At 58.0% G+C, this 25,378-nt stretch carries 29 protein-coding genes and 1 pseudogene; 11 read left to right on the forward strand and 19 right to left on the reverse strand.

The features are described 5' to 3' along the window. Positions 1 to 72 precede the first annotated feature (72 nt). Together ctaD and coxB are read right to left on the reverse strand one after the other, a co-directional pair. The gene (ctaD, locus tag ACZ89R_RS18740) at positions 73 to 1,665 is read right to left on the reverse strand and encodes a cytochrome c oxidase subunit I (protein ID WP_050681399.1); all 1,593 of its coding nucleotides are present in this window, start codon (positions 1,663 to 1,665) and stop codon (positions 73 to 75) included. Between the two features lie 82 nt (positions 1,666 to 1,747). Then, a complete protein-coding gene (gene coxB / locus ACZ89R_RS18745) occupies positions 1,748 to 2,875 on the reverse strand; it encodes a cytochrome c oxidase subunit II (protein WP_123500542.1) in 1,128 nt (375 codons plus the stop codon). A 370-nt stretch (positions 2,876 to 3,245) separates the two neighbouring features. Between coxB and ACZ89R_RS18750 the strand changes: the two genes are divergently transcribed. Beyond that, positions 3,246 to 3,896, forward strand: a complete 651-nt coding sequence (locus ACZ89R_RS18750; RefSeq protein WP_192345237.1) for a hypothetical protein — start codon at positions 3,246 to 3,248, stop codon at positions 3,894 to 3,896. Between the two features lie 127 nt (positions 3,897 to 4,023). Here ACZ89R_RS18750 and ACZ89R_RS18755 read toward each other — a convergent pair whose 3' ends face one another. From ACZ89R_RS18755 to ACZ89R_RS18765, 3 genes are all read right to left on the reverse strand, one after another. Next, positions 4,024 to 5,550, reverse strand: coding sequence for a SulP family inorganic anion transporter (locus tag ACZ89R_RS18755; RefSeq protein ID WP_429544963.1), 1,527 nt, complete (start codon positions 5,548 to 5,550; stop codon positions 4,024 to 4,026). 84 nt (positions 5,551 to 5,634) lie between these two features. Further along, positions 5,635 to 6,366 carry a carbonic anhydrase gene (locus tag ACZ89R_RS18760; protein ID WP_008076209.1) on the reverse strand — a complete coding sequence of 244 codons (732 nt, stop codon included), beginning with the start codon at positions 6,364 to 6,366 and terminating at the stop codon, positions 5,635 to 5,637. Positions 6,367 to 6,610: 244 nt separating this feature from the next. Next, the gene (locus ACZ89R_RS18765) at positions 6,611 to 7,669 is read right to left on the reverse strand and encodes a PA0069 family radical SAM protein (protein WP_429544962.1); all 1,059 of its coding nucleotides are present in this window, start codon (positions 7,667 to 7,669) and stop codon (positions 6,611 to 6,613) included. 230 nt (positions 7,670 to 7,899) lie between these two features. Here ACZ89R_RS18765 and ACZ89R_RS18770 point away from each other — a divergent pair, with 230 nt between their 5' ends. Both ACZ89R_RS18770 and ACZ89R_RS18775 read left to right on the forward strand, forming a co-directional pair. After that, positions 7,900 to 8,205 carry a hypothetical protein gene (locus tag ACZ89R_RS18770; protein ID WP_429544961.1) on the forward strand — a complete coding sequence of 102 codons (306 nt, stop codon included), beginning with the start codon at positions 7,900 to 7,902 and terminating at the stop codon, positions 8,203 to 8,205. Positions 8,206 to 8,461: 256 nt separating this feature from the next. Further along, a complete protein-coding gene (locus ACZ89R_RS18775; RefSeq protein ID WP_429544960.1) occupies positions 8,462 to 9,106 on the forward strand; it encodes a dual specificity protein phosphatase family protein in 645 nt (214 codons plus the stop codon). Positions 9,107 to 9,152: 46 nt separating this feature from the next. On the opposite strand, the gene ACZ89R_RS18780 is transcribed toward ACZ89R_RS18775, so the two are convergent. Together ACZ89R_RS18780 and prlC are read right to left on the reverse strand one after the other, a co-directional pair. Then, positions 9,153 to 9,440 carry a YheV family putative zinc ribbon protein gene (locus tag ACZ89R_RS18780; RefSeq protein WP_429430415.1) on the reverse strand — a complete coding sequence of 96 codons (288 nt, stop codon included), beginning with the start codon at positions 9,438 to 9,440 and terminating at the stop codon, positions 9,153 to 9,155. After that, entirely contained in the window at positions 9,437 to 11,488 is a 2,052-nt protein-coding gene (gene prlC, locus ACZ89R_RS18785) for an oligopeptidase A (RefSeq protein WP_476241475.1), read from the reverse strand. The genes ACZ89R_RS18780 and prlC overlap by 4 nt, the downstream gene beginning before the upstream one ends. Positions 11,489 to 11,589: 101 nt before the next feature. Between prlC and ACZ89R_RS18790 the strand changes: the two genes are divergently transcribed. Both ACZ89R_RS18790 and ACZ89R_RS18795 read left to right on the forward strand, forming a co-directional pair. Further along, the gene (locus tag ACZ89R_RS18790) at positions 11,590 to 12,135 is read left to right on the forward strand and encodes a gamma carbonic anhydrase family protein (RefSeq protein WP_429544958.1); all 546 of its coding nucleotides are present in this window, start codon (positions 11,590 to 11,592) and stop codon (positions 12,133 to 12,135) included. A gap of 45 nt (positions 12,136 to 12,180) precedes the next feature. Beyond that, positions 12,181 to 12,831: an HAD family hydrolase gene (locus tag ACZ89R_RS18795; RefSeq protein WP_429544957.1), complete on the forward strand. Its 651-nt coding sequence runs from the start codon at positions 12,181 to 12,183 to the stop codon at positions 12,829 to 12,831. 108 nt (positions 12,832 to 12,939) lie between these two features. On the opposite strand, the gene ACZ89R_RS18800 is transcribed toward ACZ89R_RS18795, so the two are convergent. Beyond that, a complete protein-coding gene (locus ACZ89R_RS18800; RefSeq protein ID WP_429544956.1) occupies positions 12,940 to 14,031 on the reverse strand; it encodes an aminopeptidase in 1,092 nt (363 codons plus the stop codon). A gap of 58 nt (positions 14,032 to 14,089) precedes the next feature. Between ACZ89R_RS18800 and ACZ89R_RS18805 the strand changes: the two genes are divergently transcribed. Together ACZ89R_RS18805 and ACZ89R_RS18810 are read left to right on the forward strand one after the other, a co-directional pair. Continuing rightward, on the forward strand, positions 14,090 to 14,506 hold the full coding sequence (locus tag ACZ89R_RS18805) for a PA0061/PA0062 family lipoprotein (protein ID WP_427627812.1): 417 nt from the start codon (positions 14,090 to 14,092) through the stop codon (positions 14,504 to 14,506). A 40-nt stretch (positions 14,507 to 14,546) separates the two neighbouring features. Beyond that, positions 14,547 to 14,966 carry a PA0061/PA0062 family lipoprotein gene (locus ACZ89R_RS18810; protein WP_007902779.1) on the forward strand — a complete coding sequence of 140 codons (420 nt, stop codon included), beginning with the start codon at positions 14,547 to 14,549 and terminating at the stop codon, positions 14,964 to 14,966. Positions 14,967 to 14,972: 6 nt separating this feature from the next. Here ACZ89R_RS18810 and ACZ89R_RS18815 read toward each other — a convergent pair whose 3' ends face one another. Together ACZ89R_RS18815 and ACZ89R_RS18820 are read right to left on the reverse strand one after the other, a co-directional pair. Continuing rightward, the gene (locus tag ACZ89R_RS18815) at positions 14,973 to 15,206 is read right to left on the reverse strand and encodes a DUF1161 domain-containing protein (protein WP_048397315.1); all 234 of its coding nucleotides are present in this window, start codon (positions 15,204 to 15,206) and stop codon (positions 14,973 to 14,975) included. Between the two features lie 166 nt (positions 15,207 to 15,372). Beyond that, positions 15,373 to 15,804: an OsmC family protein gene (locus ACZ89R_RS18820; protein ID WP_007902777.1), complete on the reverse strand. Its 432-nt coding sequence runs from the start codon at positions 15,802 to 15,804 to the stop codon at positions 15,373 to 15,375. Positions 15,805 to 16,042: 238 nt separating this feature from the next. Here ACZ89R_RS18820 and ACZ89R_RS18825 point away from each other — a divergent pair, with 238 nt between their 5' ends. Beyond that, entirely contained in the window at positions 16,043 to 17,044 is a 1,002-nt protein-coding gene (locus tag ACZ89R_RS18825) for an LLM class flavin-dependent oxidoreductase (RefSeq protein ID WP_429544955.1), read from the forward strand. 63 nt (positions 17,045 to 17,107) lie between these two features. Here ACZ89R_RS18825 and ACZ89R_RS18830 read toward each other — a convergent pair whose 3' ends face one another. Both ACZ89R_RS18830 and ACZ89R_RS18835 read right to left on the reverse strand, forming a co-directional pair. Further along, the gene (locus tag ACZ89R_RS18830) at positions 17,108 to 17,332 is read right to left on the reverse strand and encodes a DUF1161 domain-containing protein (protein WP_429544954.1); all 225 of its coding nucleotides are present in this window, start codon (positions 17,330 to 17,332) and stop codon (positions 17,108 to 17,110) included. A 130-nt stretch (positions 17,333 to 17,462) separates the two neighbouring features. Next, a complete protein-coding gene (locus ACZ89R_RS18835; RefSeq protein WP_007902773.1) occupies positions 17,463 to 17,678 on the reverse strand; it encodes a dodecin in 216 nt (71 codons plus the stop codon). A gap of 153 nt (positions 17,679 to 17,831) precedes the next feature. On the opposite strand from ACZ89R_RS18835, the gene ACZ89R_RS18840 reads away from it, so the two are divergent. Continuing rightward, on the forward strand, positions 17,832 to 18,158 hold the full coding sequence (locus ACZ89R_RS18840) for an ElaB/YgaM/YqjD family protein (protein WP_007902771.1): 327 nt from the start codon (positions 17,832 to 17,834) through the stop codon (positions 18,156 to 18,158). On the opposite strand, the gene ACZ89R_RS18845 is transcribed toward ACZ89R_RS18840, so the two are convergent. Beyond that, complete coding sequence (locus tag ACZ89R_RS18845) at positions 18,155 to 19,048, reverse strand: LysR family transcriptional regulator (protein ID WP_429544953.1); 894 nt, start codon at positions 19,046 to 19,048, stop codon at positions 18,155 to 18,157. The two genes, ACZ89R_RS18840 and ACZ89R_RS18845, sit on opposite strands and share 4 nt — an antisense overlap. Positions 19,049 to 19,160: 112 nt before the next feature. On the opposite strand from ACZ89R_RS18845, the gene trpB reads away from it, so the two are divergent. Both trpB and trpA read left to right on the forward strand, forming a co-directional pair. After that, positions 19,161 to 20,396: a tryptophan synthase subunit beta gene (gene trpB / locus ACZ89R_RS18850; RefSeq protein WP_007902766.1), complete on the forward strand. Its 1,236-nt coding sequence runs from the start codon at positions 19,161 to 19,163 to the stop codon at positions 20,394 to 20,396. Continuing rightward, on the forward strand, positions 20,396 to 21,208 hold the full coding sequence (gene trpA, locus ACZ89R_RS18855; RefSeq protein WP_192345250.1) for a tryptophan synthase subunit alpha: 813 nt from the start codon (positions 20,396 to 20,398) through the stop codon (positions 21,206 to 21,208). Before trpB ends, trpA begins: the two co-directional genes overlap by 1 nt. A 173-nt stretch (positions 21,209 to 21,381) precedes the next feature. On the opposite strand, the gene ACZ89R_RS18860 is transcribed toward trpA, so the two are convergent. From ACZ89R_RS18860 to ACZ89R_RS18885, 6 genes and pseudogenes are all read right to left on the reverse strand, one after another. Continuing rightward, positions 21,382 to 23,346 carry a DUF7844 domain-containing protein gene (locus ACZ89R_RS18860; protein WP_429544952.1) on the reverse strand — a complete coding sequence of 655 codons (1,965 nt, stop codon included), beginning with the start codon at positions 23,344 to 23,346 and terminating at the stop codon, positions 21,382 to 21,384. Beyond that, entirely contained in the window at positions 23,343 to 23,663 is a 321-nt protein-coding gene (locus ACZ89R_RS18865; protein WP_007902760.1) for a DUF2388 domain-containing protein, read from the reverse strand. Before ACZ89R_RS18865 ends, ACZ89R_RS18860 begins: the two co-directional genes overlap by 4 nt. 28 nt (positions 23,664 to 23,691) lie before the next feature. After that, positions 23,692 to 24,009: a DUF2388 domain-containing protein gene (locus tag ACZ89R_RS18870; RefSeq protein ID WP_007902758.1), complete on the reverse strand. Its 318-nt coding sequence runs from the start codon at positions 24,007 to 24,009 to the stop codon at positions 23,692 to 23,694. A 221-nt stretch (positions 24,010 to 24,230) separates the two neighbouring features. Beyond that, the gene (locus ACZ89R_RS18875; RefSeq protein WP_429544951.1) at positions 24,231 to 24,548 is read right to left on the reverse strand and encodes a DUF2388 domain-containing protein; all 318 of its coding nucleotides are present in this window, start codon (positions 24,546 to 24,548) and stop codon (positions 24,231 to 24,233) included. A gap of 136 nt (positions 24,549 to 24,684) precedes the next feature. After that, positions 24,685 to 24,792 (reverse strand): annotated as a pseudogene (locus ACZ89R_RS18880) (DUF1127 domain-containing protein); the annotation flags it as partial. A 213-nt stretch (positions 24,793 to 25,005) separates the two neighbouring features. Continuing rightward, positions 25,006 to 25,221, reverse strand: coding sequence for a DUF1127 domain-containing protein (locus tag ACZ89R_RS18885; protein WP_007902752.1), 216 nt, complete (start codon positions 25,219 to 25,221; stop codon positions 25,006 to 25,008). Positions 25,222 to 25,378 lie beyond the last annotated feature (157 nt).

The following is a 25,378-nucleotide window of genomic DNA, read 5'->3' on the forward strand; positions in this document are numbered from 1 at the left end:
GCGTCTGCTTCGCAGCCGAGCGGGAGCAAGCTCCCTCGCCACACAAGCTCGCTCCCACAAAGGCAAGGCGTTTCATTTCACTTCCGGCGGCGTGGTGAAGGTGTGATACGGCGCTGGCGACGGAATGCTCCACTCCAGGCCTTCGGCGCCGTCCCACGGTTTGGCCGGTGCCGGCTCGCCGCCGCGAATGGTCTTGATCACGATGAACAGGAAGAAGATCTGCGTGGCGCCGAACATGAACGCACCGATCGACGACACCATGTTGAAGTCGGCGAATTGCAGGTTGTAGTCCGGAATCCGTCGCGGCATGCCCGCCAGGCCCACGAAGTGCATCGGGAAGAACGCCAGGTTCATGCCGATGAACGAGAGCCAGAAGTGCAGCTTGCCGAGGGTTTCGTCGTACATGTGGCCGGTCCATTTGGGCAGCCAGTAGTAGGCCGAGGCGAAGATCCCGAAGATCGCCCCTGGCACCAGTACGTAGTGGAAATGCGCGACCACGAAGTAGGTGTCCTGGTATTGGAAGTCCGCCGGGGCGATGGCCAGCATCAACCCGGAGAACCCGCCAATGGAGAACAGAATGACGAACGCCACGGCGAACAGCATCGGCGTCTCGAAGGTCAGCGAGCCTTGCCACATAGTGCTGGCCCAGTTGAACACCTTGACCCCGGTGGGCACCGCGATCAGCAGCGTTGCGTACATGAAGAACAACTCGCCCACCAGCGGAATGCCGACCACGAACATGTGGTGCGCCCAGACGATGAACGACAGGAACGCAATACTCGCCGTGGCGTAGACCATCGAGGTGTAGCCGAACAATGGCTTGCGCGAAAAGGCCGGAATGATCGAGCTGACGGCACCGAAGGCCGGCAGGATCATGATGTACACCTCGGGGTGACCGAAGAACCAGAACACATGCTGGAACAACACCGGGTCTCCGCCACCGGCGGCACTGAAGAAACTGGTGCCGAAGTGGATGTCCATCAGCATCATGGTCACGCAGCCGGCCAGCACGGGCATCACTGCAATCAGCAGGAACGCGGTGATCAGCCAGGTCCAGACGAACAGTGGCATTTTCATCAACGTCATGCCGGGGGCGCGCAGGTTGAGAATGGTGGCGATCACGTTGATCGCCCCCATGATCGAACTGATCCCCATCAAGTGGATGGCGAAGATGAAGAACGTCACGCTTTCCGGCGCATAGGTCGTCGACAGCGGGGCATAGAAGGTCCAGCCGAAATTCGGCCCGCCGCCAGGGGTGAAGAGGGTCGATACCAGTAGCAGGAATGCTGCCGGCAACAGCCAGAAGCTGAAGTTGTTCATCCTCGGCAAGGCCATGTCCGGCGCGCCGATCATCAACGGGATCATCCAGTTGGCGAGGCCTACGAAAGCCGGCATCACCGCACCGAACACCATCACCAGACCGTGCATGGTGGTCATCTGGTTGAAGAATTCCGGCTGGACGATTTGCAGTCCCGGCTGGAACAGTTCGGCACGGATTACCATGGCGAACGAGCCACCCAGCAGGAACATGGAGAACGCAAACCACAGGTACAGCGTGCCGATATCCTTGTGGTTGGTGGTCAGCACCCAGCGCATCAGGCCTTTGGCGGGGCCGTGGGCGTGGGCGGTGCCGGTATGAACATGGTCATCGACTACAGCAGTCATGTCCTGTCTCCTGCAAACGGATGGGCTGGGCGGGCCGGGGCTTCATGCCCCGAGCGGTTCCTTACATGCGCAATTAACCGGGTCATTTGCTTTCCGCCTGTTTCAGCTCCAGCACTTCTTTAGGGGTGACCATGTCGCCTTTGTTGTTGCCCCAGGCGTTACGCTCGTAGGTCACGACTGCTGCGATATCGACTTCCGACAGCTGTTTACCGAACGCCGCCATGGAGGTGCCGGGCTTGCCGTGGAAAACGATGTTCAGGTGATCCTTGATCGGCCCGGTGGCGATTTTCGAGCCCTTGAGTGCCGGGAACATCGGCGGCAGGCCCTGGCCTTCAGCCTGGTGACAGGCCACGCAGGTGGTGTGATAGACCTTGTCGCCGCGCTCCTTGAGCTCGTCGAGGGTCCATTCCTTGCTGGTCAGCTCTTTGAGCTGCGCAGCTTCCGCCTTGCGCTCGCCCAGCCAGGTTTCGTAATCGGCCTTTTCCTTGACCTCGACCACGATGGGCATGAAGCCGTGATCCTTGCCGCACAGTTCGGCGCACTGGCCACGGTAGATGCCGGGCTTTTCGACACGGGTCCAGGATTCATTGACGAAGCCCGGGATCGCATCGCGCTTGACCGCGAAGGCCGGCACCCACCAGGAGTGGATGACGTCGGCGGAAGTCACCAGAAAGCGCACTTTGGCACCGATCGGCAGCACCAGCGGCTTGTCGACCTCCAGCAGGTAATGCTCGCCCTTGGTTTCCTTGTTGTTGATCTGATCGGCGGGGGTGTTCAGGTTGCTGAAGAATTCGACGTCCTGACCCAGGTACTTGTAGTGCCACTTCCACTGGTAACCAGTGACCTGGATATCGATATCCGGCTCAGTGTTGTCGTACATCTGGATCAGGGTGGCGGTTGCGGGAACCGCCATGGCCACCAGAATGAGCAGGGGCACGATGGTCCAGAGAATTTCGACGGTGGTGCTTTCATGAAATTTTGCGGCCACCTGCCCGGTAGAGCGGCGGTGGACCATCATCGACCAGAACATGGCGCCGAAGACGATGATGCCGATCACTACACATATCCAGAAAATGGTCATGTGCAGGTCGAATACTGCGTGACTGATTTCAGTCGCTCCAGGCGCCATATTCACAGTCCAGGCCGCTTGCGCCTGACTGAAAATCGACCACAACAGGAGGCCCATCCAGACATGTGGATGTCGCATCATTGCGGGTTCCCCTTATAGTTCTTTTTATCCCGCCGGCTTTCACCTGCGGCAAGGGAGCGGCTTTTTCAGACTACGAACTTGAATCGCCGAGCCTTGCTGCATATGCAGTCGGGCGTCATCAGCTAACTCCATTCAGATCCGAGTATAGACAGCGACTGCCACCTCGCAATGCGATGACGTAAATCGACTGAAACAGGTTGGACTTGCGTTCCATGTCACGAATGGAGAAGGATGCAGACGAGTGGTGGCAAATCGATATAACGTAGATGTCTCAAGGATGAAATAATTATGACAAATGCGTCTTAGGCTTTTTCATAAGCCAGCTAAGTTATGTCTTCCCTATTTCATTGCCTTGTTTCCTGGAGTTTTCATGAACACCGCCGCATTGCGCGAGCAGATCCAAAAAGCCCAACAACACGAGGCCGAGACCGGCCTGTTAACTCGACAACTGGAAACCCAACTGCCGCACCTTCACTCCGCCATCCAATTGCCGGATGTCGATGCCAACGGCGTAATGACGCGTTTTGTGGCCGCGTATATAGAACAAGTGCCGGACCTGCTGGACGCAGCCAATGAAGTTGCCAGGGAAGCGGGCATCGAATCGCAGATCAAGCCGGTGCTGACAATCGCCGAGCAGTTTTTCCTCCAGCCGCCGGCAATCATGGCCGGTCACGTGGGCTTGGACAGCCTGCTGGACGAAGCCTATCTGGCGCATCGGTTGGTCGAAGAGGTCAACGATCTGTACATCAAGCATTTTGGCCAGCCACTGATCCCCTTGGACATGACAGTTGCCAACCTGATTGCCCACCAACTGATCGGCGAGGAATTTGCCAATCAACTGGATGAGGCGGTGCATCACGCTGTGGACGAGATGCTTAACGATGAAAGTTTCGCGCTGGAGTCGGTAGAGGCCTACCGCGAGAAACTCAACAGCCCGGACACCGGTGCTGCGTGGAAGCGCTGGCCGTGCCTGTCGCGCCAATTGGGCGTGGGCCTTGAGCTGGATCAGCCAGCGGCCTAAGTCTATGCAATACCTGTAGGAGCGAGGCTTGCCCGCGAAGGCGGCGTGACATTCAACATTGATGTCGACTGACACGCCGCCTTCGCGGGCAAGTCGGATCGCCGCACCGCTCGCTCTTACAAGTGGCTTAAGCGGCTGAGCCTACTCCGGTTGTGGTACGTAACCGTCCTTCAAGCCTGCGCTTCAACCCCCGTGCTTCGATTAACAGCTTCGAACCCTTCGCCGCATTGGCCCGGCCCCACTCCTCAAGCAACTCCAGACACGAGTGATCGATGTAGCTCAGGTTATTGAGCGGCACATGCACCGTTGCACCTGCGGGAATGCTCCCCAGCACTTGGGTCAGCGCCGGTACCTTGAGGAAGGTCGCCGCCCCCACCAGTCGCAGCTCCATCTCTCCGTCCGCCGGCAGATCGATCAGGCTGATTTTCAGGCGCGAAGCCTTCCAGGCCAGTTTGGCCAGTGTCAGGCCGAAGCCGATCAGCACGCCGGTCAGCAGGTCGGTGAAGATGATTGCCAAAGCGGTCGCCGCATAGGTGAACATCGGCATCCGGCCGTAACGACCCAGACCGCGAAAAGCCTTGAGGTCCACCAGTTTGAAACCGGTATAAACCAAGACGCCTGCCAGACTTGCCACTGGAATGCTTTGCAGCACGCTCGATAGCAGCAACACGAACGCCAACAACCACAGGCCATGAAACACCGTCGACAGTCGGGTGGTGGCGCCGGCCTGAACGTTGGCCGAGCTGCGCACAATCACCCCGGTCATCGGCAGCGCACCGAGCAACCCGCAGAGCATGTTGCCCACACCTTGCGCCGACAATTCGCGGTCGAAGTCCGAGCGTTGGCCATTGTGCATGCGGTCGACGGCTGCGGCCGAGAGCAGGGTTTCGGCGCTGGCAATAAAGGCCACGGCGAAGGCAGCGATCAGCAAAGCAGGGTCTGCAAGGTTGAGCAGATCCGCCGGGCGCAGCCAATCGATGGCTTCCGCCAGGTTGGCCGGAACTTCCACACGTTTGACTTGCAATGCGAGCACCAGGCTGGCGACCGTTGCCAGACCAACCCCCAGTAAGGCTCCGGGAACGAAACGCAGGGAGTGCGGGCGGAATTTTTCCCACAGCCACATCACGGCAATGGTCAACAGTCCGAGCAAACCCGCCTGCCAGCCAAACGACGGCAAAGCCTGAATCAGCGCAGCGGGGAAGGCTGCCAGGTTATCCAGCCCCGAAGGCTTGGGCACGGCATCGAGCATCACATGCACCTGTGACAGCACGATCAGCACCCCAATCCCGGCGAGCATGCCGTACACCACCGCTGGAGCGGTGACCCGAAACCAGCAACCCAGTTTCAAACGCCCGGCCACCAATTGCAGAAAACCCGCCAGCAGCAGGATCGGCCCGAGCATGGCAATGCCATGTTGGCGCACCAGTTCGAACACCAATACCGCCAGACCCGCTGCCGGGCCGCTGACTTGCAGCGGCGAACCGGCAAGCCAGCCGACCACCAGGCCCCCGATAATGCCGGTGATCAGGCCTTTGGACGGCGGCAGCCCCGAGGCGATGGCGATGCCCATGCACAAGGGCAGGGCGACCAGAAATACAACCACCGAAGCCAGCAGCTCCCGTGGCAGAACAGCTTTTAGTTGAGCGGCACGCATTGTGACTCTCCCGGAGTTTTTTTCAGGCGTGGCAAAGCCGTACCGCCAGATCGGCAGCCTCGGCTAAACCATACTTAGGAGGATTTAGAAGCGCGCTTTGGGCGTCGCCACCGGAATGGGATGGCTGCCATCGAGCGGCAGGAAACAACCCTGATCCGCATCGTAAGCCTGGATTTCGCTGGTTTCGATGTTGTAGACCCAACCATGGATAAACAGCTGACCGTTTGCCATGCGCGAGGCCACTGATGGGTGCGTTCGCAAATGTTGCAACTGAGCAATCACATTCTCTTCGGTGAGGATGTGCATGCTCTCGTTTTCATCCGTGCAATGGCAGTTGTCTTGAACCATGGTTTTCGCCACTTCGGCATGACGCAGCCAGGCCTTTACCGTCGGCATCTTTTCCAGGCTCTGCGGGTTGAGCACTGCACGCATGGCGCCACAGTCAGAGTGCCCGCAGATAATGATGTGCTGTACGCCGAGGGCCAGCACCGCGTATTCGATGGCCGTGGAAACACCGCCGTTCATTTGCCCATAAGGTGGCACGACATTGCCGACGTTGCGGGTCACGAACAAGTCGCCGGGAGCGCTTTGGGTAATCAGTTCGGGAACGATGCGTGAATCGGCACACGCGATGAACATCGCCCGAGGCCGCTGGGCCGTGGCGAGTTTTTTGAAGAGTTCTTCCTGCTGCGGAAAGATCTCGTGATGAAAATGCAAAAAGCCGTCAACAATATGCTGCAGCGCTGCATCGGCGGTTTCCGCCTCCGGTTGGGCTGAAGCCGACGCAGCCAACGGCTGTTTATCCTTGTCACTCATGATTCATCCTCTTTGGCGGAGTCAGGGGAATTTTCCCGTTTTGTCCGATGTGAAGCCAGTGGCTGTTTAAAAAACATCCAGGTCGAAGAGCCAGACCCGTCAGTCACTCGATGAACAAGGTAGCCGTTGAAACTTAACTCAAACTGAATAAAACGCTCTAGAACGAGTGTTCCAGGTCACAAAAAACGTGACCGGCGCGAAACGCGGTGTCGTGTTCACTACTCAACCATAGGGCCAATTGTCCTTAAATCAACGACATTTGGCGGCCCGGCGGACAAAAGGATTCGCAATCCAGATTGAAACCTTCCCGACGATTGAGCCCCAGGCGCTTGATGGTTTTGGCAAAGCGTTGCGCCAACAGGTCGGCAAACGGCCCTTCACCGCGCATTCTGGCACCGAATCGGCTGTCGTAAAGCTCGCCACCACGGCTCTGGCGGATCAGGCTCAACACATGAGCTGCACGCTGAGGATAGTGGGCGGCCAGCCACTCTTCGAACAGCGGCGCCACTTCCAGCGGCAAGCGCAGCATCATGTAGGCCGCACTCTGGGCACCCGCAGCATGAGCTTCGGCCAGCAGGCTTTCGAGTTCGCTGTCGTTGATCATCGGAATCATGGGTGAACACAAGACCCCCACAGGAATACCGGCCTCGCGCATCACCCGGATCGCCCGCAGTCGCGCTTTGGGCGCCGCGGCACGTGGTTCGAGGATGCGTTTGAGTTCATCATCCAGCGTGGTCAGGCTGATCATTACCGCCGCCAGCCTTTGCTCGGCGAGTTCAGCCAGCAAGTCCAGATCGCGAAGAATCAGCGAGCCTTTAGTGATGATGGTCACCGGGTGGCGGTAACGCAGCAGCACTTCCAGGGTTTTACGGGTGATTTTGTGTTCGCGCTCGATCGGCTGATAAGGGTCAGTGTTGGAGCCCAGGTTGATCGGCGCGCATTGATAGCCGCGTTTGGACAGTTGTTCTTCCAGCACGTCGGCGGCGTTGGTCTTGGCGATCAGTCTGGTTTCGAAATCCAGCCCCGGTGACAGATCCCAATAGGCGTGACTGGGCCGTGCATAGCAATAGATGCAGCCATGCTCGCAGCCGCGATAGGGGTTGATCGAGCGATCGAACGGCAGGTCTGGCGAGTTATTGCGGGTGATGATGGTTTTTGCCGTCTCGATGCGCACCTCGGTACCTTGGGTGATCGGCGCTTCCTGATACCAGCCGTCATCCTCGGCCACCGAACGATTGGGCGAGAAGCGATTGTGCGGGTTGGTGGCGGTGCCGCGACCGCGGGGTGGCAGGGGAGTGTTCATCGATTGATACTCTTTACTGTATGTACATACAGTAAACGAGGCAGAGAAAAGCGGCCAGTGCCGTTCGGCACCTGAGCATTTGATCAGCATCGAACGTCTGCATTAACTGTTCAATAATTGCATCTTGCTGCAACTCGATGAAATATATAACGGATAGTCTGAAATTAATAAGCTCAGTATTATCGACTGCACACGAAGTCTCGTGGATACTTATTAAAAGGAATTAATTTATGTCGTTTTTTAATCAGCGTGGTATCTTTTTGCAATTACTGGCCCCCAGTGTTGTCGATCCACAACAAGCGCGAGTATCGATGCAACTTGCCCGTAAAGAGTTGGGTTGGGATGAGGTCAACGAGGTACAGACAGAGGCCTTGGTCGATTCGGTCTACGTAGAAGCCGTCTCCAGCGATGGCGGCGGGTCGTTCAGCATAAAGTCGGTCAACAGCGATGTGGACGGCGATGGTGATATCGACAGCGACGACAAGGAAAAACTGTTGGCTTTGGCCAAGGCTTATTCCAGTATTGTAAATCCTTGACTTTATAGTGCCAGGCCTGCATGAAAGTTCATGCAGGATTGGTTTGTTTTATTTAATGCTTAGCGGCGTGATTGCAAGTAGCCGTTGGTTAAGTACTGAAGATAAACCGAGTTGGCGGATAAAACCTGGATTTCCCACCAACGCAACTTCAAAAGACTGATTCACATTTCTTTGACGGTCAGCTCACAGACCTTTGACCGTTCAGGACTGAAGCTGGGTGCCATCTTCCCACCTCTTCCTGAACAGTTACCCAAACATGCCTCTAGCGCGTTATATATCTGCGATGTGTTTGTCGCTGGTCTCATTGTTCAACCTGACGTTAGCTCTCGCTGACGACAGCTCCTTGCCCCGACCTGCGGAGTGGGCTCAACCAGTGGAGATGCAACACAATCTCTTTGAGATGTCCCCGATGCTCTATCGCAGCGCATTGCCTGACGCTGGCGCGGTGCAATTGCTGGAAAAACTCAACGTCGGGACTGTAATCAACTTCCTGCCCGAACCGGACTCAAGCTGGTTGTCCGCACCCGGTATCACTCAAGTACAACTGCCTTATCGCACCAATCATGTGGATGATGCGGATGTACTCAAGGTGCTGCGTGCGATTCAAACTGCCGAATCAAAAGGGCCGGTGCTTATGCACTGCAAACACGGCTCGGACCGCACTGGCCTGATGGCCGCGATGTACCGGGTGGTGGTGCAAGGCTGGAGCAAGGAAGATGCCCTGAACGAAATGACCCAAGGCGGCTTTGGTGGCAGCACGCATTTCAAGGATGGTGTGCGTTACATGATGCAGGCCGATATCGACAAACTTCGTACGGCGCTGGCCAATGGTGATTGCAGCACCAATCCGTTTGCCAGTTGTTCGATGAAGAACTGGTTCAAATCGGCCCATGTCGAGTAAGTAATACCTCCCACTGCATTGCGCAGTGGAAGGTGATTTCCAGAATTCAGTGTTGCTCGTCTGGCTTTTTCTTCAGCTTCGGGTTCGGGAAGAATTGCACTGCCTGAACCTTTGCATCTGGCACTTTCAATGCCGAAGTATTGACCCGCGTGCCCAATTCCTTGGGCACCGACAGGCCTTGTTCATTCAGCGTGTCGGAATAACCGCAGGCCACGCACTCGCGATGCGGAACGGTGTCTTCACTCCACATCATCAACTTGTCCGGCTCGCTGCAGGCCGGGCAGACCGCCCCGGCGATAAAGCGTTTTTTGGTAATCACAGATTCCTCACTCATGCTGCCGCGTCCTCACTCAGGCCGCTATGGCGCAAGAGTGCGTCAATCGATGGCGCACGGCCACGGAAGTCGACGAACAGCACCATTGGTTCCTGAGAACCGCCCCGCGCCAGGATCGCTTCGCGGAAGGCGCGACCGGTCTCTGCATTGAGCACGCCGTCTTCTTCGAATTTCGAGAAGGCATCGGCCGACAATACTTCAGCCCACTTATAGCTGTAGTAACCCGCCGCGTAACCACCGGCAAAGATGTGGGCGAAGCTGTTGGGGAAGCGGTTGTAGGCCGGCGGACGCATGACCGAGACTTCGTCACGCACGCCTTCGAGCACTTGCAGCACGCTGCGGCCGTCGCCGTGGGTGGCATGCAGTTCGAAGTCGAACAGCGAGAACTCCAGTTGGCGGACCATCATCAGGCCGGACTGGAAGTTCTTCGCCGCGAGCATTTTCTCCAGCAGATCCTGAGGCAACGGCTCGCCGGTTTCGTAGTGACCGGAAATCAGCGCCAGACCTTCCGGCTCCCAGCACCAATTTTCCATGAACTGGCTTGGCAGCTCGACCGCATCCCAGGCGACGCCGTTGATGCCAGACACGCCTGCATGCTCGACGCGGGTCAGCAGATGATGCAGGCCATGACCGAATTCGTGGAACAGGGTGGTCACTTCATCGTGAGTCAGCAGGGCCGGTTTGCCGCTGTCGGCCGGGGTGAAATTGCACACCAGGTTCGCCACCGGGCTTTGCAGCACGCCATTGATCGTGCGGCGATGATCGCGGGCGCCGTCCATCCAGGCCCCGCCGCGCTTGTTGGCGCGGGCATACAGGTCGAAGAAAAACCGGCCGACGTGCTGGCCGTTTTCCTTGATTTCGAACAGGCGAACGTCCGGGTGCCAGGTGTCGAAGCCCTTCAGCTCGGCGATCTCGATGCCGTACAGGCGCTGGACGATGCTGAACAGCCCACCCAGCACCTTGTCGATCGGGAAGTACGCGCGAAGGGTTTCCTGGGCGACGCTATAGCGCTGTTCGCGAAGTTTTTCACCGTAGAAACCGCTGTCCCAGCTTTGCAGGTCCGGGCAACCTTGTTCGGTGGCGTAGGCCTTGAGCTGTTGCAGATCCTGGGCGGCGAATGGCTTGCTGCGTTTGGCCAGGTCGCGCAGAAAACTCAGCACCTGATCGTTGGACTCGGCCATTTTGGTGGCCAGGCTCAGCTCCGAGAAGCTGGTGAAGCCCAATAGTTTTGCCAGTTCCTGACGCAGGTCGAGAATTTCTTCCATGACCGGGCCGTTGTCATTCTGACCGGCATTCGGGCCTTGGTCCGACGCACGGGTGCAGTAGGCGGCATAGACTTCTTCACGCAGGGCGCGGTCCTGGGCGTAGGTCATCACCGCGTAGTAACTCGGGAATTCCAGGGGGATCAACCAGCCGTCCAACTCTTTGGCTTGCGCGGCGGCGGCCATTTGCGCCTTGGCCGATTCGGTCAGGCCGGCGAGGGCGGCTTCGTCGGTGACGTGCTTGGTCCAGGCCTGGGTGGCGTCGAGCAACTGGTTGGAGAAGCGACTGCCCAACTCCGACAGTTTGCTTTGCACGTCGGCGTACCGCTTTTGTTCGGCTTCAGGCAGGTCGATACCCGACAGACGGAAGTCGCGCAAAGCGTGTTCCAGGATGGTTTTCTGCGCCACATCGAAACCGGCGGCCTCAGGGCTGTTGGCCAGCGCTTCATAGGCTTGAAACAGTTCACGGTTCTGGCCTAGCTCGGTGGCGTAGGCGCTCAGGGCCGGCAGGCAGGACTCGTAGGCTTCGCGCAACTCGGCGCTGTTGCACACGGCATTGAGATGGCTGACCGGGCTCCAGGCGGCGCCCAGACGATCGTTCAGTTCATCCATCGCCAGCACCAGGCCGGCCCAGGTCGGTTGTTTGCCCTGGATTTTCAGGATGTCGACGATGGCAGCGCGGTTGTCAGCCAGGATCTTTTCAATGGCCGGTTGCACGTGTTCGGCACGGATCGCCGAGAACGGCGGCAGGTCGTAGGACTGCAGAAGAGGGTTGTTCACGCTCACGGTTGGCACCTTGGCTGGAAAACATGCGGGAAGAAACATGGCCCCATCTTAATTACAATCGACGCTCACCGCAGCTATCAGCAAAAGAGAGAGAGCCTATCGTGACCCTTCGCAAGTATCAGAACCACACGCCGCTGCTGGGCAAAGGCGTCTTTGTCGACGGCTCGGCGGTGGTGATCGGCGACGTCGAAATCGGCGAAGACAGCTCCGTCTGGCCGCTGACAGTGATCCGCGGAGACATGCACCGCATCCGAATCGGTGCACGCACCAGCGTGCAGGACGGCTGCGTGTTGCACATTACCCACGCCGGACCATTCAACCCCGATGGCTTCCCGCTGCTGATCGGTGACGATGTGACCATCGCGCATAAAGTCATGCTTCATGGTTGCGCCGTGGGGAACCGGATTCTGATCGGCATGGGCAGCATCGTCATGGACGGCGCGGTAGTCGAGGACGATGTGATCATCGGCGCTGGCAGCCTGGTACCCCCGGGCAAGCGCCTGGAAAGCGGTTTCCTCTATGTTGGTAGCCCGGTGAAACAGATCCGGCCGCTGACTGACAAGGAAAAAGCCTTTTTCACCTACAGCGCGGAGAACTACGTGAAGCTGAAGGATCTGCACCTGGCCGAAGGCTACGACCAACTCTAAGCCGCTTGATAATGGAAAGTGTCTCGCTATTGCTCAGGAATTTTCATGCATTACCAAACCGTACTGTTCGACCTCGATGGCACGCTGACCGACCCGCGCGAAGGCATTACCCGCTCCATCCAGTTCGCCTTGGGCAAACTGGGGATCGATGAGCCGGACCTGACCAAGCTCGAGCACTTCATCGGTCCGCCGTTGTTGCAGGCGTTCATGCAGTTCTACGACTTCGACGAGCCCAAGGCCTGGGAAGCGGTGAATTTCTATCGCGAGCGCTTCAAGGTCACCGGCCTGTATGAGAACCGCATGTTCGACGGCGTCACGCCGCTGCTGGAAACCCTCGGTGGGCAAGGGCGACAGCTGTACATCGCGACTTCCAAGCCATGGGTTTTCGCCCGGAAAATCGCCCGGCACTTCGACTTCGCCAAGCATTTCAAAGTGATTTACGGCAGCGAGCTGGATGGCACGCGAACCAATAAGGTCGAGCTGATTGCGCACTTGATGAACGAAGAGGGCCTGAACCCGGCCAATACCCTGATGATTGGCGACCGTAAACACGATCTGATCGGCGCACGCAGCAATGGACTGGACGCAGCGGCGGTGGGTTATGGGTTTGGTAGCCGGGAAGAGTTGAGCGCCGAAGCACCGGCGTATCACTTTGAAACGCTGGAAGAGATGCATCAGGCGTTTTTGCAGCGTTAGTTGAATTGCCTTCGCGGGCAAGCCTCGCTCCCACAGGGTTTTATGTCTTGCCAAAGGGCATTGGCATACTCCGATCTAATGTGGGGGCTTGCCCGCGAAGAGGCCCGCTCAGCCACCGGGACTCGCTGATCCGGCCAACACTTTCAACGCCGCCTTACGCTCCCCGACCGGTAACGCGCCCAATTTCTCCACCGCCGCATAAAACCTCACCCAATCCCCCTCGACCTGTCTGAATAGCGCGGCAAACGCCGGCACCCATTGGTCATACAAACCAAACGGCAACAGCCGGGCATTGTTCATCGGGGTGTTGATCCAGGCATCGTAGCGTTTGTTCCCCGCCCATTGGCTGTCGCGTAGCGTCCGGTATTCACGGCGCAATTGTTCGAACTCTGCTGCTTTTCGCTCGCGCATTTGCTCGGCAGGAAGCGGCAAGGCGTAAAGCTGTTCCAGTCTCTTGCGGGCGTCCAGAACCAATTGGATGAACTGATCGCGTTGCTGCTCCAACGCTCGGTTATCCGGTGGCAGGCCACGGAATGCACGCCATTGACGAGTGCCCTCCTTCTCGACGAAGGTGGCGAAGGACTCGTTGAACTCGGTGTCGTCTTTCACATAAAAACGTTGATGGGCGAGTTCGTGGAAAATCAGCGTGGCCAACCGTTCGTCGCCCCAACCCATCATTGAGCTCATGATCGGGTCGTTGAACCAACCGAGCGTCGAATAGGCCTCGACGCCGCCAATCGACACGTCCATACCTTGCAATCGTTGCAAAGCGGCCTCACCGCGGGCAGCACTCTGGCTGTAATACCCGCGATAGGCGACGCAACCAGCGATGGGGAAGCAATGGTTCTGCGGCTTCAGCGAAAACTCCGGCGTGGCAAAGACGTTCCAGACTACAAACGGTCGGCCTATGTCGGCATACAGGCGGTAGCTCTGGTTGTCCGGCAGGTGCAGGTGTTGGCTGGCGAATGTCCGGGCCTTTTGTGATTGGGCCAGATGCGCGCGCAATTGCTGATCGCGACCGGGATCGGCAATCACACTGGAAACCGGCTCCCGTGCTCGCAGCAAGTGCAACTGACCACTGGCCAGTTGGCCGTAATAGCTGATGCTGGTGCAGCCGTTAAATAACAAAAGAAACATCCCCGGAAACAAAATGCGTAAAACGCGATCAAGTAACCCAAGGCTTGGACGCGGCCTGATCACAATGAATCATCCCTGGAAAGTCTGCCCGCAAGACTATCCCGCCTATTGGAGCTCCGCTATGCGCAAGTTGATGCTGACGGGAGGCCTGCTGATGCTGGCCGGTTGTGCTGGACTACCCACCCCTGATCCTTCACAGGCATGGATCGATCTGGATACACGGCAGGAAGACACCGCGCTGCAAGCGGTAGAAGTCGATGACAAGGCTTCCATCGACAAGCGTTACTTCGAGGTGCAGCCCGGTAGCCATGAGCTGACGGTTCGCTACTTGTTTGCTGTCCAGCCGACCAACATTGGCCCCGACGCCGAGCCGCTGTGGCGCGACTGCCAGTTGAATGTGAAATTCAAGGACTTCAACGCCGGTCAGCGGTATCAGCTGCAAGCGGGGTATATCGGCTTTCGGCCGTGGGCGAAGCTCTATGATCAACAGCGAAAAGTGATTGGACAGGGCACACCGGCAGGCTGCCAACGTACTTGATCGACGCTATGCTGAATGATCAGTCCTTGGGAAATTCATCATGCGCAGGTTGTTGCTGTTGCTCGCTGCAGGCGCCTTTGTCGGTTGCACGAGTCCGTTACCGGCGGTCAATCCGCAGATGGCCTGGGTCGACTTCGCTACGCCGAGCCCCGGCGGGAAACTGCTGATGGCCGATCGGCTGGACAATCAGCGGCTGAGCGACGGGCGTTACTTCCAGGTCACCCCGGGTAGCCATGAACTGAGAGTACGTTTCGATTTTGAAGTATTTGGTGGTGGCTCGGGCTTGATGAATGCTCCGCTGGAGCGGCTGTGCTACCTGACCATCAATTACGACCATTTCGAGGCCGGCCAACGCTACCTGTTGGAAGCGCGTTCTATAGCGTTCACCCCCAGCGCCCGGCTTTACAATGCCAAGCGGGAAATTGTCGCCGAAGATCGGCTGGCCAACTGCGTCATGTGAGACGAATCAGCGATCATTTTTTTGATAGATGATTTTCTTGGTGCCGCCTTCGCATGAGCCGACGACCATGTTTTGATCGTGCACTTCGTCGTTGGTGACGATTTCCAGGGTATAGGACGAGACGTTGTTGGCCTGGATCTTGGCTTCGATCTCGGCCTTGAGTTCCTCACAGGATTTCGGTGCCGCGAGGGCCGATGTGGCCAGCGTGCAACAGATAACCGCCAAGGCAAAACGTTTCATGGTTGAAGCTCCCTTAAGGCAGCGCGCATGGTGATGCGCTGAAGCTGCTGTCATTTATTCGACCACAGTTTTGTCAGTCAGGTTATGTTTCAGGACAAAAAAAGACCGCAACCTGCGCAAGGGAGCCCGCGAAGGCTGCGATCTCAGCTAGCGTATCAACCCACTATCAGCTGACCAACGTCGCATCCAGGCTGATTTTCGCATTCAGCACTTTGGACACCGGGCAGCCTTCTTTGGCTTTATTGCTCAGTTCCTCGAATTGCGCCTGGGTCGCCCCGGGGATTTTCGCCTTGAGAATCAGCTTTACCGCTGTGATTGCAAAGCCACCGTCTACCTGGTCCAGGGTAACTTCGGCATTGGTGTCGATACTGTCGGCCTTAAGGTTGGCCTCGCCGAGAATCATTGAAAACGCCATGGAGAAACAGCCCGCGTGAGCCGCGCCGATCAGCTCTTCCGGATTGGTGCCTTTACCGCCTTCAAAACGGGCCTTGAAGCCGTAGGGCGCGTCTCTGAGAACGCCGGTTTCCGTGGAAATCGAGCCGATACCGGTTTTCAGATCACCTTCCCAATGAGCCGATGCTTTCTTTGTGATAGCCATGTCTGCCTCCTCAAGATCCGGTGCGAAACGTCACACCTTCGTGGTTTTCGGTTACCAGGGTTCTGAGGATAGACCGTCCGGCAAAGTTCACCTCATCTGATCAGTCTTCTAATTGCGTAGGAATTTTGTCTCTTCTATTGAAACTCGGGTATATGCCCTCATTGCATAGAACACGCTTATAGACTCGGCAGGTTTTCGTTCGTGAAAAAACCTGCTTACCCATTGGAGAAGCAGGTTTATGAAACGACTATCCGATATCAAGTTCTCGACCCTGGATCTGGTGCCCGTGCGGGAGAACGGCAGTGCGGCCCAGTCCCTGCATAATTCCCTGGACTTGGCGCAGCACGTGGAAAAACTCGGCTACAACCGCTTCTGGGTCGCCGAACACCACAACATGGACGGGATCGCCAGTTCGGCGACCTCGGTCCTGCTGGGCTATCTGGCTGGCGGCACTTCGACCATTCGTGTCGGTTCGGGGGGCGTGATGCTGCCCAACCACGCGCCACTGGTGATCGCCGAGCAGTTCGGCACCCTTGAAAGCCTGTATCCGGGGCGGATCGATCTGGGCCTGGGTCGTGCGCCTGGCTCCGATCAAATGACCGCTCGCGCCTTGCGCCGTGAGCGCTCCGGCAGTGCCGATGACTTCCCGCAAGACGTGACTGAACTGATGCGCTACCTCGGCCCACGTACGCCAGACCAGCGGATCATTGCCATGCCGGGTACCGGCACGAATGTCCCGATCTGGTTGTTGGGTTCGAGCCTGTTCAGTGCGCAGTTGGCGGGTGAGCGCGGTTTGCCCTACGCCTTCGCTTCACATTTCGCACCGCGCTTCATGCATGAGGCGATTCGCGTCTACCGCAACCACTTCAAGCCTTCAGCGGTTTTGGATAAGCCTTACGTGATGCTCGGCGTGCCACTGGTGGCTGCAGACACTGATGAGCAGGCCGATTACCTGGCCACTTCGGTCTACCAGCGAATTCTGGCGTTGATGCGTGGCCAAAGCCTGGTGCAACGCCCGCCCGTGAAGACCATGGATGGGCTATGGCTGCCCCATGAGAGAGAAGCGGTCGGTGATTTCCTGGGGCTTGCCATGGTCGGCAGCCCGCAGAAAATTCGCGCCAAGCTGGAAGTGCTGATCGAACAGACGCAGGCCGATGAGCTGATTTTTACCTGTGACCTGTACGAACATGCCGATCGCCTGCATTCCTATGAGTTGCTGGCGCAGGTCATGAAGGGCTGAGACGAAGCAGCGCCTACAAAAAAGCCGACGCCATTGCGTCGGCTTTTTCATTTTCGAGGGCGGTCAGCCCTGTTTGTAGACGATTTGCCTGGAGCCTTTTTCACAGGTGCCGACGATTTTTCCGTCAGCAGCAGCGCCTTTGTCGACGATCTCCAGGGTGTAATTAGAAACGCCCTTGGCATCCAGTTTCGCTGAGATTTCGGCTTTCAGCTCGTCGCACGACTTGCCTTGGGCAAAGGCTGTTCCCGCAAGGCTCAACAAACCTATCGCCAAAATAAACTTCTTCATGGGGTGCACTCCCTGGTCGGATCAATAGGGGGAGCGCATCCAGCTATCGGCCGGATGCACTCACCACGTAGCGCTTTGCCATTCCCTATGGCATTCGGCCGGCGCGCAAGTTCAGAAGACTAGCTTAAGCTCAGCTACTGGCAATCCGGAATCCGACTTTAAGCGTCACCTGGAAGTGTGCAGCTTTGCCGTCCTTGATGTGCCCGCGGGTTTCGGTCACTTCGAACCATTCCATGTACTTCAGACTTTTGTTGGCTTCGGCCAGGGCATTGTTGATGGCGTCTTCAATACTGGTTGTGGATGAGCCGACCAGCTCGACTTTCTTGTAGGTGTGATGGTCAGTCATGGCGTTCTCCTAAGGGTGTGAAATACAGCCTAGCAGTGATTTTTCTTATTTCTTCTGTCGACCAATTCGAGGGGAATTCAGATTTACTGCACTTTCTCAAACCCCTGAAGTCCCAACCAACACACGCAACTCAAACAATGCAGGAGATTTACCATGGCCAACACATCGTTACGTAAAGCCTCATTGCAAAGCATGGAAGCCGAGATCGAGAGTCTGCTGAAATCGTTGGAAAGCCTGAAGGACGACGCCTCGGACGAATCGCGTAAAACCCTTAAAACGCTGAAAATCAACGCCGAGAACGCGCTGAAGCATTCGCGTCATCTGCTCTCCGATGCCTATGAAGAGGTCAAGGTCAAAACCCGTGAAACCGGGATCGCGACACGTGACTACGCCCAGGAACACCCTTGGACTACAGCCGGTGTCGCAGTCGGTGCGCTGGGTCTTTTGGCGGCCTATCTGCTGTGCAAACGCGGTAATTAAGATGCCTGGCGCAGTTCGTTTTTAAGCCACTGCGCCAATTGCCGAGCGCGCCCGTCCGCGGCGCGCTTGGGTAGCCACAACGCCAGTTGCGCCGGGGTTTCACAGAAACCCCATGGCGCAACCAGGCGACCGGCCTTCAAGTCTTCTGCCACCAGCGGCTCAGGCGCGATGGCCACACCCAGCCCGGCCACTGCCGCCTCCAGCAAATAATACAAATGCTCGAAACCCTGACCGTACCTCAGCGCCTTGGCGTCGAGGCCGCTTTGCTGTGCCCAACTCGGCCAGGCTTGCGGACGTGAGGTGGTGTGCAGCAAGGGTTCGGTCAGCAGGACGTTTGCCGGTGCGTTCCGCAGCCTTTCGTAGCCGACGAATCGTGGGCTCATGACCGGGCCGATGCGTTCGCTGGCCAGTTCATAAACTTGCATGTCCGCCGGCCATGGCGGCTCGGCAAACACCAGCAAAGCGTCCAGGCCGGGCCGCCGTGGATCGAGATCGCCTTCGCCAGCCGACAGGTGCAAACGCAGATCCGGCAGATCCGCATTGAGCCGCCCCAAACGCGGAATGAACCAGCGCGCCAGCAGGCTGCCCGAGCAGCCGAGCACGAACGGCGCATCGGCGGTACTTTGGGTCAATTCGGCGCAAACGCTGCGCAAGCGCTCGAAGGCTTCGCCGCTGACATCGCGCAAACGGACACCGGCATCTGTGAGTTTCAGGCCGCGCCCATCCTTGATGAACAGGCTCACGCCGAGGTGTTCTTCCAGTACCTTGAGCTGTCGGCTGACCGCACCATGAGTGACGTGCAGCTGTCCGGCGGCCTGACTGACGCTGTTCAGGCGGGCAGTGGCTTCGAAGGCGCGAAGGGCGTTCAGCGGAGGAAGGTCGTGGCTCATGGTATCTGTGAGTTTTCCTGACAGGTTGCGGCGATCTTATCGGTTTTCAGTGCGGGATGTCAGGGGTAGAGTGAACCCCATCGTCACCTCTCGAATACCACTGGAGCGACCCATGACCCAGACTAATCTGCGCAACGGCCCCGACGCCAACGGCCTGTTCGGCGCGTTCGGTGGCCGTTACGTTGCCGAAACCCTGATGCCGTTGATCCTCGATCTGGCCCGCGAATACGAGGCGGCCAAGGAAGATCCGGCGTTCAAAGAAGAATTGGCCTACTTCCAGCGTGATTACGTCGGACGTCCAAGCCCACTGTATTTCGCCGAGCGTCTGACAGAGTTCTGCGGCGGCGCGAAGATTTACCTCAAGCGCGAAGAGCTGAACCACACTGGCGCGCACAAGATCAACAACTGCATCGGCCAGATCCTGCTGGCGCGGCGCATGGGCAAGAAGCGCATCATTGCCGAAACCGGCGCTGGCATGCACGGCGTGGCGACCGCCACCGTGGCCGCACGTTTCGGCCTCGATTGCGTGATCTACATGGGCACCACCGACATCGAACGTCAGCAAGCCAACGTGTTTCGCATGAAGCTGCTGGGCGCTGAAGTGATCCCGGTGGTGGCCGGCACCGGCACCCTCAAAGATGCGATGAACGAAGCCTTGCGTGACTGGGTGACCAACGTCGACAGCACCTTCTACCTGATCGGCACCGTGGCCGGCCCGCATCCGTACCCTGCCATGGTTCGTGATTTCCAGGCGGTCATCGGCAAGGAAACCCGTGAGCAGTTGCAAGCCCAGGAAGGTCGTCTGCCTGATAGCCTGGTGGCGTGCATCGGTGGTGGTTCCAACGCCATGGGCCTGTTCCACCCGTTCCTCGATGACAAGAGCGTTGAGATCATCGGCGTCGAAGCAGCCGGTTACGGCATCGAAACCGGTAAGCACGCGGCCAGCCTGAACGGCGGCGTGCCAGGCGTGCTGCACGGCAACCGTACGTTCCTGTTGCAGGACGACGATGGCCAGATCATCGACGCTCACTCGATTTCCGCCGGTCTCGACTATCCGGGCATCGGCCCGGAACACGCCTGGTTGCATGACATCGGCCGCGTCCAGTACACCTCGGTGACCGACGACGAAGCCCTGGATGCGTTCCACAAATGCTGCCGTCTGGAAGGGATTATTCCTGCACTGGAAAGCGCCCATGCCTTGGCCGAAGTGTTCAAACGCGCACCGACGTTGCCGAAAGATCACCTGATGGTGGTCAACCTGTCCGGGCGTGGCGACAAAGACATGCAGACCGTGATGCACCACATGGAACACTCTCAACAAGAGCAATCCAAGCAGGAGAAACACTGATGAGCCGCCTGCAAACGCGTTTTGCCGAACTCAAGGAACAGAACCGCGCCGCCCTGGTGACCTTTGTGACCGCTGGCGACCCGAGCTACGACACGTCTCTGGCGATCCTCAAAGGCTTGCCGGGAGCGGGTGCCGACGTGATCGAGTTGGGCATGCCCTTCACCGATCCAATGGCCGATGGCCCGGCGATTCAACTGGCCAACATCCGTGCCTTGGGCGCCAAACAAAACCTGGCGAAAACCCTGCAAATGGTTCGCGAGTTCCGCGAAGGCAATAGCGAGACGCCGCTGGTGCTGATGGGTTACTTCAACCCGATTCACATGTACGGCGTGCCGCGTTTCATCGCTGAAGCCAAAGAGGCCGGTGTTGATGGCCTGATCGTGGTCGACTTGCCGCCCGAGCATAACGGTGAATTGTGCGACCCGGCACAGGCGGCGGGCCTGGACTTCATTCGCCTGACCACTCCGACGACTGATGACGTGCGCTTGCCGACTGTATTGAACGGCAGTTCCGGCTTTGTTTACTACGTGTCGGTGGCGGGTGTGACCGGTGCGGGCGCGGCGACTCTGGAACATGTCGAAGAAGCCGTCACCCGTCTGCGTCGCCATACCGATCTGCCGATCAGCATCGGTTTTGGTATCCGTACTCCAGAGCAAGCGGCGTCCATCGCGCGTCTGGCTGACGGTGTGGTGGTGGGGTCGGCGCTGATCGATCACATCGCTAATGCCTCAACACCGGATCAGGCTGTGGAGGGCGTACTCAGCTTGTGCGCAGCCTTGTCCGAAGGCGTGCGTAAAGCACGGGTCAGCTGAAGGTAAAGTTCCTGATACAGAGGAATTAGAGCCTCGCGGCACAGACTAAACAGCAAGACCGAGGGCTTCAGGACTACGTTCTGGAGCCCACAAAAAGATCGCAGCTTTCGGCAGCTCCTACAGGGGAATGCGATACCTCTGTAGGAGCTGCCGAAGGCTGCGATCTTTTGCTTTCAGGGCAACTCCAACCCACCCGCGGCCTTGTGCAGCTTGCGCAAATGTTCGCCAACCTGCTTCAGGTTGGCTTCGTTGGCGGCCATCTCGGCGGCACGGCTCGGTTCGAGCAGTGCTCTGACTTCTTTGTCCAGATCCCCGGTCAGCGCTTGCAGCTGCTTCTGGCGCAGGTTGCTTTCCGACTGCAGACGCGTCCACTCGTTCGGTTGCGGCAAACCATAACCACCGGTGCTGCCGAGCAGTTCGGCCGGACGGCTGAGGAAGCCGCTGTTGGCGAGAATCTCCTGCAAGGTCGCATTGGCCTTATCCATGCCGCCATTCTTCAATTCCCGAGCGCCCAGATAACGTTGCTTCACTTCGTCCTGGGCCAGCACCATCTGCTGACGGAAACTGGCCTGCTCCAGCAGCAGTAACGCCGCACTGGTGCGCAAATCAGCCTGATCAATCCATTTGCGACGCTCTTCAGCTTTCAAGGACAGCCAGTCCTCGACCTTGTCCTGCTTGATCGGTAAATGCTTTTTCAGCACTTCGAACATCGCTTGATAACGCTCGCGGAAGGAGTCGAAGCGATAGCCCAGGCGCAGTGCTTCGCGGGGATCATCCAGCACGCTGGTGTCTGCCAATCCGCGGCCCTTGAGCACTTCCAGCAAACCGTTGGGCATGATGCTGTCGAGGCCGACCAGTTGCGCATTGTTGGTGCTGCTGCGCAGTAATTTCAGGCCTTCTACCGCGCAGTTGTTGGACAGGAAAAAATAGTTGCCGTCGTAACTCCAGTGCATTTCCGCGGCGTGTTCCACCACGTCTTCGACCTCGCTGTGCGACAGGTTCAGCGGCACCGATGCCAGGCTGCGCAGTTCGGTTTTGGTGTATTCGTCGATCACCTGGGCCAGCGGCAAGACAAATAGGCGCGACGGATATTTACCCACCAGTCCATCCCAGCTCGACAGCTGTAGGTCACCGACGAAGGCGCGGTAGGACAACACCAGATGCTGATCCAGATCCAGTCGACAATCCGGCCCACGTGGCCGACCCGGTGCACAGATCACCAGTCGCAGCATGCTGTGACCCCAGCGGCTGACCCAGTTCTGGTTGGCTTCTGCCAGTAGATAGTCAACCGCGTAAACCCGCTCCGGATCGACCTGACCCAGAGGCTGCTTGGCGAAGTCGTTACCCGCATTGAGGAAGGCGAATGATTGGGCGCATGTGTCTTTGGCGGCGGGCGCCCAGCCGAAATGTTCTTTGTAGTAGCGATACAGCGCAGGACGACGGCAGGCATAGCTTGGGTCGAGAAGGAAGTACTCCATGTTGACCGCGACGAACTCCTTCGGGCTGCTCGTCTCGTAGATGTCCGGGCTGCGGGCAATCTGCCGGTTGTGTTGTTCGCGCTCGCCGCGCCGACCGACGTATTGCGGCCAGCCGGCCAAATCCAGCAGACGAGGGTCATCGCTGAGGGTCCAGCGTCGCTCCGTCTGCCCACGGCATTGGTCGGGGATGCCGATCAGCCCGGAGCTGTTGTTACGTTGCTTGCAGCGCTGGATCAGCGTGCGCTCGGCGTCTGGCCACAGACGCGCACGGTCATAAATATGGGTGAGTTCGTGCAACACCGTGGCGAGCATTTCCCGGCGGACGGTGCCGTGGGGACGATACGTTTTTTGGGTCGCGGCGCTGCCATTGGTGAGGCTGGCGAGCAAATTGCGGTTCAGGTCGAGTTCGGACACCAGTGATGCCTGGCCGTAAGCATCGCTCGGCATGTCGTCGGTCCAGCCGACGTCAATGCGCCGGTCCAGTTGCTCGATGAAGCGCGGCGGTAACGCCTGCATGGCTTCATCGAGCAGCGCCTGACTGGCCTGCTGTTGCGCGGGGCTCAGACCGTCGGTCTTGAGCCGTAGTTGCAGGCTGGCCTGAGCTGTGTTGCCAAGCAGCAACACAACCCCGGCCAGCAGCCAGGCGCCGAGCGACTTCACAGTGCGAGAATGGCTTCGGCGAGAACCTGATCACTGGCGTCGCGGGCTTCCGGCACGCGAGTGCGCAAGGTGTCGAAGGCCGCTTCCAGGTGCGCACCACGGATTTCACCCTCGCTGGCGACGAAACTGGCTGCATCGTCGTGGGCTTCACGGACGATCTTCGAATCGCGGATGGACGTGGTGGTGTCGGAAGTGAAATCAAGCGTGCGTTCGGAAGCACGAATGATGATGTTACTGGTGGCTACCAGGGTTTGCGCCTGGGCCACATTGGCCAACAACAGCAGGCCAAGGGTGGCAGCAATCAGCGGGCTACGCATGGAACGACTCCGGAGGAACAAGGGATAACTATTGGACGAGAATTGCTTGCGCCAGTTCAAGGTCGCTGGCGTGAAGTTTTGGCTGGGTCCGGCGCAGGTAAATCAACGCGGCCTCCAGTTGTGATCCTCGCAGTTGACCGTCACTGGCAATGAACGCGGCAGCGTCATCCCGGGCGGCGATCAGCAGTTTATGGTCGAAGGGCGCGGAGGTCACCATGCTGGTGGCATAACCACTGGCCACGGTGCCTTGCGTAGACAGGTTGAAAGCATCGAAGGCATGGGCCGAACCCGACCAGCAAGCCGCAAGAAAAACCGCAGTGATCGAAATACTTGAAAGAAAACGCATGAGACTCGATAGCTAAAAGCGAGTCCCAAGGCTAGCGCAATGCCCGGGCTAGAGCCAGCGCCGAAACATTGGGACACTTGTAGGCGCGGGCTTGCTCGCGAAAGCGGTCTGTCAGGCGACATCAATGTTGGATGTGCGACGCCTTCGCGAGCAAGCCCGCTCCCATACGGGTTGCGTTTAACTGATCAGCATCAGGGCGTGCCCCGCTTCAGAGCTGTCGCTTAGATCGTCAGGATGGCCTGGGCCAGCTGTGCGTCGGTCGCATTCAGTTGTGGAGCCTGTTGGCGGATATGGCCGAGAGCACTTTCCAGTTTCACACCACGAATGGCGCCTTCACTGGCAACGAAGCTAGCGGCATCGTCACGGGCTGCACGGACGATTTTATCGTCGCGAAAGGAAGACGAGACATCCGACGTTGCGTCAGAGGACGCCTTCAGTCCACCGACAATGGAATCGGTGGTCACGATAAAGCTGGTGGCGTGGGAATTGGCAGCAACGGCGAGCAGGGCGGCAGCGCTGAGCAAACGAAGACGGGACATGGGGTAGCTCCTTTGGATAGACCGATTTAGAAGTGGCTCAGGATCAGACGCCTGTCGCAAAGCGATCGCCACGTTCTATCTGGATATTAGGCCTGTGCATATCGGTTAGAACAGCCCTGTCTGCCAAGGGAGGAAATTAGCGCCAGAATGGTTTGTCCACTTCGTTGAGGCGCTCGGCATGGCTGATGCCCAGATCCGAGAGCTGTTGATCATTGAGTTGGCCCAGCAACCGTCGGGTTCGAGCCTACGCCTGTGGCCCAGACACACTCCGATGAAATTGTACTGGTTCAATTTATTGAATGTATAAACTGTACCTATTGAGGGTTATGTCTTCTGTACGGCCCAATGTGAACGCTCCAAAACGACAAAACCCGTCGTGGTTTCCCACGACGGGTTTTGTTTGTTCAATTCGGGTTGCTGGCGGTGGATCCGGAGGATCAGAGCCAGCGACGCTAACTTAGCGCCAGAACGGCTTGCTCAGCTCTTCGTAGCGTTGTGCTTCGCTAATCCCTGCGTCAGCCAGCAGACGCGAATCCAAGCGAGCCAATTGATGGCGGCTGGAGATGCGGCGCTGCCACAGCATCAGGTTGGCGATAACGCGCAGAGGCATGGAAGCCTGGGTTTTTGCAGCAGTATCTTCGAAGAACAGTTCGGAACTGAGTGTACGTTCCATGGTTGACATCCTTCCGCTTATGGCGGGATTAGGTAGTGGTTTAACTGATGCCAATGATCCTCCCGTTTGGCCAGTCTCTGTAGATACAGTTCACCTGTATTGTGAGAGACCAGTTAACTGTTAAAAGGCAGTGTACTGGTCGAAATTGAGGCAACTG

Source organism: Pseudomonas sp. TE3728, from assembly GCF_056279145.1.

What these genes read in the sequence shown, in the direction of transcription:
- ACZ89R_RS18810 (WP_007902779.1), top strand. Translation starts at nt 14,547, where the DNA reads ATGCGCAGGTTGTTGCTGTTGCTCGCTGCAGGCGCCTTTGTCGGTTGC.
- ACZ89R_RS18870 (WP_007902758.1), bottom strand. Translation starts at nt 24,009, where the DNA reads ATGCGTTTTCTTTCAAGTATTTCGATCACTGCGGTTTTTCTTGCGGCT.
- ACZ89R_RS18825 (WP_429544955.1), top strand. Translation starts at nt 16,043, where the DNA reads ATGAAACGACTATCCGATATCAAGTTCTCGACCCTGGATCTGGTGCCC.
- ACZ89R_RS18755 (WP_429544963.1), bottom strand. Translation starts at nt 5,550, where the DNA reads ATGCGTGCCGCTCAACTAAAAGCTGTTCTGCCACGGGAGCTGCTGGCT.
- ACZ89R_RS18865 (WP_007902760.1), bottom strand. Translation starts at nt 23,663, where the DNA reads ATGCGTAGCCCGCTGATTGCTGCCACCCTTGGCCTGCTGTTGTTGGCC.
- ACZ89R_RS18840 (WP_007902771.1), top strand. Translation starts at nt 17,832, where the DNA reads ATGGCCAACACATCGTTACGTAAAGCCTCATTGCAAAGCATGGAAGCC.
- coxB (WP_123500542.1), bottom strand. Translation starts at nt 2,875, where the DNA reads ATGATGCGACATCCACATGTCTGGATGGGCCTCCTGTTGTGGTCGATT.
- ACZ89R_RS18875 (WP_429544951.1), bottom strand. Translation starts at nt 24,548, where the DNA reads ATGTCCCGTCTTCGTTTGCTCAGCGCTGCCGCCCTGCTCGCCGTTGCT.
- ctaD (WP_050681399.1), bottom strand. Translation starts at nt 1,665, where the DNA reads ATGACTGCTGTAGTCGATGACCATGTTCATACCGGCACCGCCCACGCC.
- ACZ89R_RS18885 (WP_007902752.1), bottom strand. Translation starts at nt 25,221, where the DNA reads ATGGAACGTACACTCAGTTCCGAACTGTTCTTCGAAGATACTGCTGCA.
- ACZ89R_RS18770 (WP_429544961.1), top strand. Translation starts at nt 7,900, where the DNA reads ATGTCGTTTTTTAATCAGCGTGGTATCTTTTTGCAATTACTGGCCCCC.
- ACZ89R_RS18805 (WP_427627812.1), top strand. Translation starts at nt 14,090, where the DNA reads ATGCGCAAGTTGATGCTGACGGGAGGCCTGCTGATGCTGGCCGGTTGT.
- ACZ89R_RS18760 (WP_008076209.1), bottom strand. Translation starts at nt 6,366, where the DNA reads ATGAGTGACAAGGATAAACAGCCGTTGGCTGCGTCGGCTTCAGCCCAA.
- ACZ89R_RS18815 (WP_048397315.1), bottom strand. Translation starts at nt 15,206, where the DNA reads ATGAAACGTTTTGCCTTGGCGGTTATCTGTTGCACGCTGGCCACATCG.
- ACZ89R_RS18845 (WP_429544953.1), bottom strand. Translation starts at nt 19,048, where the DNA reads ATGAGCCACGACCTTCCTCCGCTGAACGCCCTTCGCGCCTTCGAAGCC.
- ACZ89R_RS18820 (WP_007902777.1), bottom strand. Translation starts at nt 15,804, where the DNA reads ATGGCTATCACAAAGAAAGCATCGGCTCATTGGGAAGGTGATCTGAAA.
- ACZ89R_RS18835 (WP_007902773.1), bottom strand. Translation starts at nt 17,678, where the DNA reads ATGACTGACCATCACACCTACAAGAAAGTCGAGCTGGTCGGCTCATCC.
- trpB (WP_007902766.1), top strand. Translation starts at nt 19,161, where the DNA reads ATGACCCAGACTAATCTGCGCAACGGCCCCGACGCCAACGGCCTGTTC.
- ACZ89R_RS18775 (WP_429544960.1), top strand. Translation starts at nt 8,462, where the DNA reads ATGCCTCTAGCGCGTTATATATCTGCGATGTGTTTGTCGCTGGTCTCA.
- trpA (WP_192345250.1), top strand. Translation starts at nt 20,396, where the DNA reads ATGAGCCGCCTGCAAACGCGTTTTGCCGAACTCAAGGAACAGAACCGC.
- ACZ89R_RS18795 (WP_429544957.1), top strand. Translation starts at nt 12,181, where the DNA reads ATGCATTACCAAACCGTACTGTTCGACCTCGATGGCACGCTGACCGAC.
- ACZ89R_RS18830 (WP_429544954.1), bottom strand. Translation starts at nt 17,332, where the DNA reads ATGAAGAAGTTTATTTTGGCGATAGGTTTGTTGAGCCTTGCGGGAACA.
- ACZ89R_RS18750 (WP_192345237.1), top strand. Translation starts at nt 3,246, where the DNA reads ATGAACACCGCCGCATTGCGCGAGCAGATCCAAAAAGCCCAACAACAC.
- ACZ89R_RS18780 (WP_429430415.1), bottom strand. Translation starts at nt 9,440, where the DNA reads ATGAGTGAGGAATCTGTGATTACCAAAAAACGCTTTATCGCCGGGGCG.
- ACZ89R_RS18765 (WP_429544962.1), bottom strand. Translation starts at nt 7,669, where the DNA reads ATGAACACTCCCCTGCCACCCCGCGGTCGCGGCACCGCCACCAACCCG.